Source organism: Mucilaginibacter sp., assembly GCF_039207105.1.
Taxonomy (GTDB): Bacteria; Bacteroidota; Bacteroidia; order Sphingobacteriales; family Sphingobacteriaceae; genus Mucilaginibacter.
Genome location: NZ_JBCECK010000186.1, coordinates 1 through 8720 on the forward strand (window position 1 = coordinate 1; position 8720 = coordinate 8720).

Consider the following 8720-nt stretch of genomic DNA (forward strand, 5'->3'; position numbering starts at 1 on the left):
TAATTGCCGTAATTGGAAAAGAAGGCGAAGATTACAAAACCGCGCTTGCCGATGGTGATAGTAAACCAGCTGCAAAAGAAGAAAAAGCTGCTGAACCAGCACCGGTTGCTGATAAAAAACCTGCGGCTACTGCTGCACCAAAGGTTGACCTATCAAGCATCCCGGCTACGGTAATACGCATGCCGCTTTTAAGCGATACCATGACCGAGGGTACCATTGAAAAATGGAACTTCAAAGTTGGTGATAAAGTAAAAGCGGATGATTCACTGGCTGATGTAGCAACCGATAAGGCTACTATGGAAGTGGTGGGTTATGAAGCCGGTACACTATTATATATTGGTGTAAAAGAAGGCGAAGCTGCACAAGTTAACGGCATTATAGCCATTGTAGGTAAAGAGGGTACAGATATTACTCCTTTATTACAAGATAACGGTGGCGATGCTGCTGCTGCGGAACCAGCTGCTGAAGCTGCTGCTCCTGAAGCTAAAACCACAACTGCCGATGCTGCCCCTGCTGCGTCAAGTGCTGATGACAGCCGTGTTAAAGCATCACCGCTTGCCCGTAAAATAGCTAAAGATAAAGGCATTAACCTGAATGATGTAAAAGGCAGTGCCGAAAACGGCCGCATCATTAAAAAAGATATTGAAGAGTTTAAAGCTCCGGCTGCTGCACCAGCTGCTCCGGCAAGCACAGAAGCTGCCGCCGCCGCTGCTCCTGCAAAAGCTCCGATCACTTTACCAACCTTTACCGGCGAAGAAAAATTCACCGAGCGTTCTGTTACCCAGATGCGTAAGGCTATCAGCCGCCGTTTGAGCGAAAGCTTATTCACCGCGCCGCATTTCTATGTAACCATGAGCATTGATATGGATCAGGCTATTGCTGCCCGTACCCGCATCAATGATGTTGCTCCGGTTAAAATATCATTTAACGATTTTGTATTAAAAGCTTGTGCCGTTGCCTTAAAACAACATCCAGCTATTAATTCATCATTCCTGGGCGATAAGATCCGTACTAACGAGCACATCCACATTGGTGTTGCCGTAGCTGTAGATGAAGGCCTGTTGGTACCGGTTATTAAATTTGCCGATGGTAAATCATTAAGCCACATCTCTGTTGAGGTGAAAGAATTTGCAGGTAAAGCAAAATCTAAAAAATTACAACCTAACGAAATGGAAGGCTCAACTTTCACCATATCGAACTTAGGTATGTTTGGTGTTGATGAGTTTACTGCTATTATTAACACACCAAATGCTTGTATCCTTGCGGTAAGCGGTATACAACAAGTTCCGGTTGTTAAAAACGGTGCTGTGGTACCGGGTAACATCATGAAAGTTACCTTAAGTTGTGATCACCGTGTGGTTGATGGCGCAACAGGTGCCGCGTTCCTTCAAACCTTAAAATCATTATTAGAAGAGCCTGTAAGGTTACTGATCTAATTATGGATTGCACATATTTAAAAAGAGCGGTGGGGTTATCTCACCGCTCTTTTTTTGTTTTGATTTTTTTGTCATTGTGAGGAGGAACGACGAAGCAATCGCGAACTATGCAGATCTTAATTAACCCCTAAATGCTCCTGTATATCCTTTAGCTGTTGAATATGCCTTTGTGTATGATAAACCTGTTGATATGCCCATTCCAGGCCGGTTAAATAGCCTATTCCTTTAAACTCCGCAGCTAAGCAGGTATCGGTAAGGTCTTTGGTTTGTGCAAGGTTGATCAGGCCATTAAATAGTTTTTTTAGGCTGGTGCTAAGGGTATCTTTATCATAAGGCTTATCGGCGGGGGTAATGTCCGGTGCTGATTTAAATTTCAGATCAAAATTTAGAAACAGGTCTTTTACATCTTTCACATGTTTATCGGGCGCCCTGTCTGTAGCTTGTGTGTTGCCTTCAATAACCTTTGTGCCTAAAGAAAGCGATAGTATAACATGTTCGGCCAGCTGACCGGCGGTCCAGCTTCCTTTAAACGGAACACGGTTCAGGTCATCAACGGGGGTAAGTGCAAAAGTATTGAGCATATCCTGAGCCGTTGCTCCTATCAAAACCGGTAGGGGCTGTATTAATGTGCTTTTGGGTGTTTCCATGATTTAATTGTTGAGTATTGTTGCTAATTCAAATGTCGGGACAATGGCCGCTATGGTGTAGGTGGTAAAAAAGACAATTGGCGGGGCCATTTGCGACAATCTGTTTATGCCGTACCGTTAACGTATTGTCAAATAACCCGCATGCTTTTACAGCTTTTGCTTTTATTGTATATTCACGCAAAAATTTACGTTATGACGTTTTATAGCTTTCTCCAGCATCTTCACTCCGGTTTCAGGTATTTGGTACTTGTATTTATAGTACTGGCCATTTTAGCCGCACTGGTTGGTTTAACAGGTAACAGCCCGTATACTGACAGGAACCGCAAGCTCAACTTATTTGCCCTGATATCGGCACATACGCAATTGCTTATTGGTATTGTGTTGTACTTTATAAGTCCGTTTGTACAGTTTACCAAAGAAGCTATGCAACAAAAAACATTGCGTTATTTTACAGCAGAGCACTGGATCATGATGGTGGTGGCCATAGTGCTGATCACTATTGGTCATAGTAAATCAAAGAAAGCGCCGTTGCCGCAAGCTAAGCATAAAGCCATTTTTACGTTTTATTTATTGGGCTTAATTATAATTGCAGCGGGTATTATACTAATTCCACGTAGCTAATAGGATTTAGCTAATAAATAATTTCAGAAAAAATTTGGTAATTCATTTTTCTTTATAAATTTGTGACCGCGATGATTAAAAACACACATACAAACAGCTGGTGGCACCAATTAAATTTGGCAGCCGGTTGCGTTTTTTAGTCAGAGACCACTAATCAATTGTAAACCTAAATAGGAAACCCGGCGACCCCCAACTCGCCGGGTTTTTTTGTTTAATACGCTATTTGAAAAACAGACATGAATAAATTTAAAATAACAACTACTCATAAAAAGCTCCTTGCCGATACCACTACGCCGGTGAGTATTTACCTGCGTCTTAGGGATGTGTTCCCTAACTCGCTGCTGCTGGAAAGCTCTGACTATCATAGCCGTGAAAATAGTCTGAGTTATATTTGCTGCGAGCCTATTGCCGGCCTGGTATTAAACAACGGAGTTTTAAAAAAACAATATCCCGATGGCAATCAGGAATCGCATGAAGCCGGAACTTTTGAACTAATTGACCAGATCAACCAGTTTATTGGCAGCTTTGAAACCGATGCTAATCCGGGTAAGGTCATATCAAACGGGCTGTTTGGCTATTTTACGCATGAGGCGGTAGAGCATTTTGAAACTATCAAATTAAAGGAAAGCGATAATGTAAGTCGCCAGATTCCCGTGATGCAATATCATATTTACCGGTACATTATAGCGGTTGATCACTTTAAAAACGAGCTTTACATTTTCCACAACCAGGCTGTTGATGGCCCAACAAACGGCGGTATCGAGAAGCTGGAGTACCTGATCAAAAACAAAAATTTCCCGGAATATAATTTCAAAAGCAAGGATGCTGAGCAATCAAACCTGACCAACGATGAGTTTATTGCCATTGTTGAAAAAATGAAACAGCACATTTACCGGGGCGATGTTTTCCAGATAGTGCCTTCCAGGGCATTTTCCAGAACTTTCCAGGGCGATGAATTTAATGTTTACCGGGCCTTGCGTTCTATCAACCCATCACCCTACTTGTTTTATTTTGATTATGGCGATTTCCGCATCTTCGGTTCATCGCCAGAGGCACAGATCACCATCAAGAATAATGTGGCGAGCATATTCCCTATAGCCGGAACCTTTAAACGCAGCGGCGATGATGAAAAGGATGCCGAAATAGCCCGTAACCTGGAAAACGACCCCAAAGAATCAGCGGAGCACGTGATGCTGGTTGATCTGGCCCGAAACGATTTGAGCCGTCATTGCCAGCAGGTAGAGGTTAAAGCCTTTAAAGAAGTTCAGTATTACTCGCACCTGATACACCTGGTATCACATGTGAGCGGCAAATTGCTACCAGGTGTTTCATCCTTTAAAATTGTGGCCGATACCTATCCGGCAGGTACGCTGAGCGGAGCGCCAAAATACCGCGCAATGGAAATTATTGATGAGAATGAAAAAGCCAAACGTAGTTTTTACAGCGGCGCTATCGGTTATCTTGGTTTTAACGGCGATTTTAACCATGCTATCATGATCCGTTCGTTCCTGAGCAAAAACAACACACTGCATTATCAGGCAGGTGCCGGTATAGTAGCAGGCTCTGTAGCCGAAAGCGAACTGAAAGAGGTTGACAACAAAATCGCCGCCCTAAGAAGGGCTGTGGAATTGGCAGAGGAGCTGTAGAGACCCCTAACCCCCTAAAGGGGGAACTATAAACAAGATTGGACATATCATTTCTTATTAAGATATTATAATATAATGAACGAGCAACAGAGCACCTCAAACACCCCCTTCAGGGGGCCGGGGGGCATATTAATAATTGATAATTACGATTCTTTCACCTATAATCTGGTGCATTTGGTTAACGAACTTGGTCTGCAATGCGAGGTTTGGAGGAACGATAAATTTGCCATTGGCGATGTGGAGGCCTTTGATAAGATCATCCTTTCGCCGGGGCCGGGCATACCCTCAGAAGCAGGTTTGCTGCTGGAAGTGATAGAAAAATACGCGCCAACCAAAAGCATATTTGGCGTATGCCTGGGGCAGCAGGCCATAGCCGAGGTATTTGGCGGCAGTTTGTATAATTTATCGCAACCCATGCATGGTATAGCTACACCTATTAAGGTTACTGATAGCCAGGAAAAGCTTTTTAGAGGCTTACCTGATAGTTTTAAAGTTGGCCGCTACCACTCATGGGTAGTAAGCGATAAAGATTTGCCGCAGGTGCTGGAAGTAACCGCCATTGACGAGGAGGATAACTCCATTATGGCACTGGCTCATCGTGAATATGACGTGCGGGGCGTTCAGTTTCATCCTGAATCGATATTAACAGAATTTGGTAAAGAACTCATGCAAAACTGGTTAAGTTAATATCGGTAGTTAAATAATGATAACTTTGCGTTAATGAAAACGCTAAATAGCAACGTTATTGCGATGTGCATCGTAATGATATTGTTAAGATAATATTATACCATGAACATACTTGATAAAATTGTTGCCTACAAGAAAAAGGAAGTAGCATCTGCCAAAAAACGTGTATCATACGTAAAGCTCGAAGAATCAGAATATTTTCACCGCCATCCGCTTTCATTTAAAGAGTTTTTGCTCGATCCGCAGCGCACCGGCATCATTGCGGAATTTAAGCGTAAATCGCCCTCAAAAGGCATTATTAATGATAAGGTAAAAGTTAGCACTGTTACCAATGGGTATGCCAGCGCAGGCGCTTCTGCCCTTTCAGTTTTAACCGACCGTAACTTTTTTATGGGCCGTAAGGCCGATCTGGTTAAGGCCCGTTCGGTAAACAGCATCCCGGTATTGCGTAAGGATTTTATGATTGATGAATACCAGGTAATTGAGGCCAAATCAATGGGTGCCGATATTATTTTGCTGATAGCCGCCATACTTACCCCTGCCGAAATTGATAACCTGGCTAAGCTGGCCAAGAGCCTTGGTTTAAATGTATTATTGGAAGTGCATAACCTGGAAGAATTAGAGCGCAGCATTAATCCTAATGTAGATGCTATCGGCGTAAATAACCGAAATTTGACCGATTTTACCGTATCTGTTGATACTTCGTACCAATTGGCTAAACATATCCCGGCTGAGTTTATGAAAATTTCGGAAAGCGCCATCAGCGATCCTGAGACTATCCGCCATTTGAAGCTGGCCGGTTTTAACGGTTTTTTAATTGGCGAAACTTTCATGAAACAAGCCGACCCCGGTCAGGCCATGAAAGATTTTGTTGATCAATTATAAGTCCAGACTTTTTAAAGTTAAATTTTAACAAATTTTGAATCAAAAAAGGCTCAAAATTCATCGAAAAAGTGGCAAAAAACCTAAAAAACGATCAAAATCTTGTGGTTTTAATACGTTTTGATGTGCTTTTTTAAGCTTTAAAAAGTTTCAATTATTTGTTATTCAGTTATTTAAAAGAACGATCTGCTCATTTTGAGTGTTTTCTCATCTTTACCAAACAGCCCGGTATCCTGTAGCAGGATCCGGGCTGTTTGTTTGATATGAATATAGTGAAAAAACGGGAATATGATGGTGACATATTTCAACTAATCTGACCATACCCTCATATTTGCGCTTTTATTAATGCTCAACTTCATCCCTTTGATAAGCTGCAACAATAACTCCGGTGTCAGTAGTGATAGTGTTGTCTAATTTAAATTGAGTAAATGGAGATTTATTGTCAAAAAGGCGGAGGCCACTACCCAGCACTATCGGGTGAATCATCAATAAAAATTCATCAACAAGTTCGCGTTGCATAAGCGAATGTATTAATATACCGCTGCCAAAGATTATTAATGTTTTATCATGTTCTTTTTTGAGTTGGGCAACAGTTTTGGTAGCCTCTCCCGCAAGTAGTGTTGAATTATCCCATGGTAGTTTGTAGTCGGCACGGTGTGAAGTAACAAACTTTTGAACGCCTGTGAGCGCATGTGTCATTGGGCTCGATGGCTGTTTAATGGCCCAGCTTTCGTAAAGACCTTCATAAGTGGTCATGCCCAGCAGTAACGACCAGCCGCTTGCCATATATTTACCCATAATTTCCTGCATTTTAAGATTGCTGCGGGGCATTGCCCAGCCCTTGTGTTTAAAACCATCTTGACTATCACCATCAGGAAACGCCGGAGCTTCATATACACTATCAAGTGTAAGATGCTCTATGGCCACTATTTTGCATTTTTCTGCTGTCATATACTGTTGTTTTTGAGATTCTTACTATAAATTATTTTAAGTCTGACAAAAAGGGTTCCATTTTTCTTTTAGATATCTTATTATAGCTTGTAACCAATTGTTGTTGATGAGCAGTGCGTTTTGAGCTTTGAGCGTGGAGGAGAGAATACTTACGAAGTTTTCAAAACTTCGTAAGTATTACATAATTGTTTTATCTTATTCTCTCTTCTTAAGTTCACAAAATAGATTCCAATTTTTTTTAGAACTATGTGTCATCCCTTCAAACTTGTGCCAGTGAGAGTACCCGTATTTTTTATATACCTGTCATTCTGAGCGATAGCGAAGAATCTGCTCGCCGATATGCATCGTTCCACAATAGATCCTTCGCTATCCCTCAGAATGACAAAGTAGTGTAAAAGTTTGCAATTAGAAATCATCACATTCTCCCATAACCGAACATCCCCTGTATCAAAAGCGAACGAATTAAAATAGATAATAATATATAAATATCTATTTTACAGATAATTACAAAAATGGCATTTTATTGGCACATTATGCCCGGTATCATTCACGATCATAAACCGTAAACATGTTTTTGTTATGTTTAAAAGTTATTTTAAAACCGCTTTTCGCACCTTGCTGAAAAACAAAACCTTCAGCTTTATCAATATTATTGGTTTGGCTATGGGCACTTTGTGCTGCCTGTACATTGTGCTGTTTGTGGCACATCAGTACAGTTATGACAAGCACTACCGCAACGCGAATGATATTTACCGCATAACAACCATGCTCAATAATACAGGCGATAAACATAAGATCGCCACTTCATCGCCACCTATAGCGCCTGCCATGAAGGCCGACTTCCCGGAGGTGGCGCAATTTACCCGCGTAATACCTACTCTTGGCGTAAGCCAGCATGTGCTGCGCTATAAAGAAAAATCCTTTTATGAAAATGCAGTATTTTTAGCCGACTCCACTTTTTTTGATGTATTTACCTATCACTTTACCAATGGCAGCCCGGCAAACGCGCTATCGCAGCCCTATACTGTGGTGCTCATGAAATCGGTAGCTGATAAGTTGTTTGGTACAGAAGATCCGATCAACAAAGTAATTGAGATCAACAACACCTGGGGTAAAAAAAACCTGAAGGTGACCGGGGTAATAGATGAAAGCATGGGCCAATCGCATCTGCAAGGCAGTGTTTATATAGCGCTTAGCGGTTATGCCGAGGATATCAAAAATAACAATGTGTGGTCGGGTAATAATTATGCTAACTCTTACGTAAAGCTACAGCCAGGTACCAATCCTGCGGTGCTCGAAAAAAAGCTGCCTGCCTTTATTAATAAGTATGCCGGGCAGGAGTTAAAGAGCCGCGGCATGACCAAAGTGATCAATCTGCAACCCGTGGCCGCCATACACACCTCGCATGAGTATGAGGCAGAACCTTTCCAAACGGTAAGCAGCTCGTTTTTATACGTATTGATACTGATAGCGGTACTGATACAGGTTATTGCCTGTATAAACTTCATGAACCTGTCAACCGCGCGGGCATCCAAACGGGCCAAAGAAGTTGGTGTGCGCAAAGTGATAGGAGCAGGCCGGAACAGCCTCATCATCCAGTTCCTGAGCGAGTCGTTCCTGTTATCGCTCATCGGGGTTTTGATCGCCCTGCCCTTGTTATACCTCGCGCTGCCTTATCTTAACCAAATTACCGAGGCCGATATTCAGTTTTCGTTTCTGTCAGATTACCGCCTGTGGCTAATGCTTTTTTCTATTGTGTTTATAACCGGAACGGTGGCGGGCAGTTACCCGGCTTTTTACTTGTCGGCCTTTAAGGCTGTCAAGGTGCTTAAAGGTAATTTTAGTAATGA

8 protein-coding genes are annotated in these 8720 nt (G+C 42.1%); 6 read left to right on the plus strand and 2 right to left on the minus strand.

Features of this window, described 5'->3' with window-relative positions:
- On the plus strand, window positions 1-1436 hold a 1436-nt coding region (locus tag AAGC65_RS22945), incomplete at its 5' end, for a 2-oxo acid dehydrogenase subunit E2 (protein ID WP_343114803.1).
- 116 nt (window positions 1437-1552) lie between these two features.
- Here AAGC65_RS22945 and AAGC65_RS22950 read toward each other — a convergent pair.
- Entirely contained in the window at window positions 1553-2083 is a 531-nt protein-coding gene (locus tag AAGC65_RS22950) for a DinB family protein (protein WP_343114804.1), read from the minus strand.
- Window positions 2084-2275: 192 nt separating this feature from the next.
- On the opposite strand from AAGC65_RS22950, the gene AAGC65_RS22955 reads away from it, so the two are divergent.
- From AAGC65_RS22955 to trpC, 4 genes are all read left to right on the plus strand, one after another.
- Window positions 2276-2704, plus strand: coding sequence for a cytochrome B (locus tag AAGC65_RS22955; RefSeq protein WP_343114805.1), 429 nt, complete (start codon window positions 2276-2278; stop codon window positions 2702-2704).
- Between the two features lie 236 nt (window positions 2705-2940).
- Complete coding sequence (locus AAGC65_RS22960) at window positions 2941-4350, plus strand: anthranilate synthase component I family protein (RefSeq protein WP_343114806.1); 1410 nt, start codon at window positions 2941-2943, stop codon at window positions 4348-4350.
- Between the two features lie 75 nt (window positions 4351-4425).
- Complete coding sequence (locus AAGC65_RS22965) at window positions 4426-5037, plus strand: aminodeoxychorismate/anthranilate synthase component II (RefSeq protein ID WP_343114807.1); 612 nt, start codon at window positions 4426-4428, stop codon at window positions 5035-5037.
- Between the two features lie 102 nt (window positions 5038-5139).
- The gene (trpC, locus tag AAGC65_RS22970; RefSeq protein WP_343114808.1) at window positions 5140-5922 is read left to right on the plus strand and encodes an indole-3-glycerol phosphate synthase TrpC; all 783 of its coding nucleotides are present in this window, start codon (window positions 5140-5142) and stop codon (window positions 5920-5922) included.
- 339 nt (window positions 5923-6261) lie between these two features.
- Here the strand turns inward: trpC and AAGC65_RS22975 are convergent, their stop codons facing one another.
- A complete protein-coding gene (locus tag AAGC65_RS22975; RefSeq protein WP_343114809.1) occupies window positions 6262-6870 on the minus strand; it encodes a dihydrofolate reductase family protein in 609 nt (202 codons plus the stop codon).
- Between the two features lie 579 nt (window positions 6871-7449).
- Here AAGC65_RS22975 and AAGC65_RS22980 point away from each other — a divergent pair.
- Window positions 7450-8720: ABC transporter permease (locus AAGC65_RS22980; protein ID WP_343114810.1), on the plus strand; the 1271-nt coding region annotated here is incomplete at its 3' end.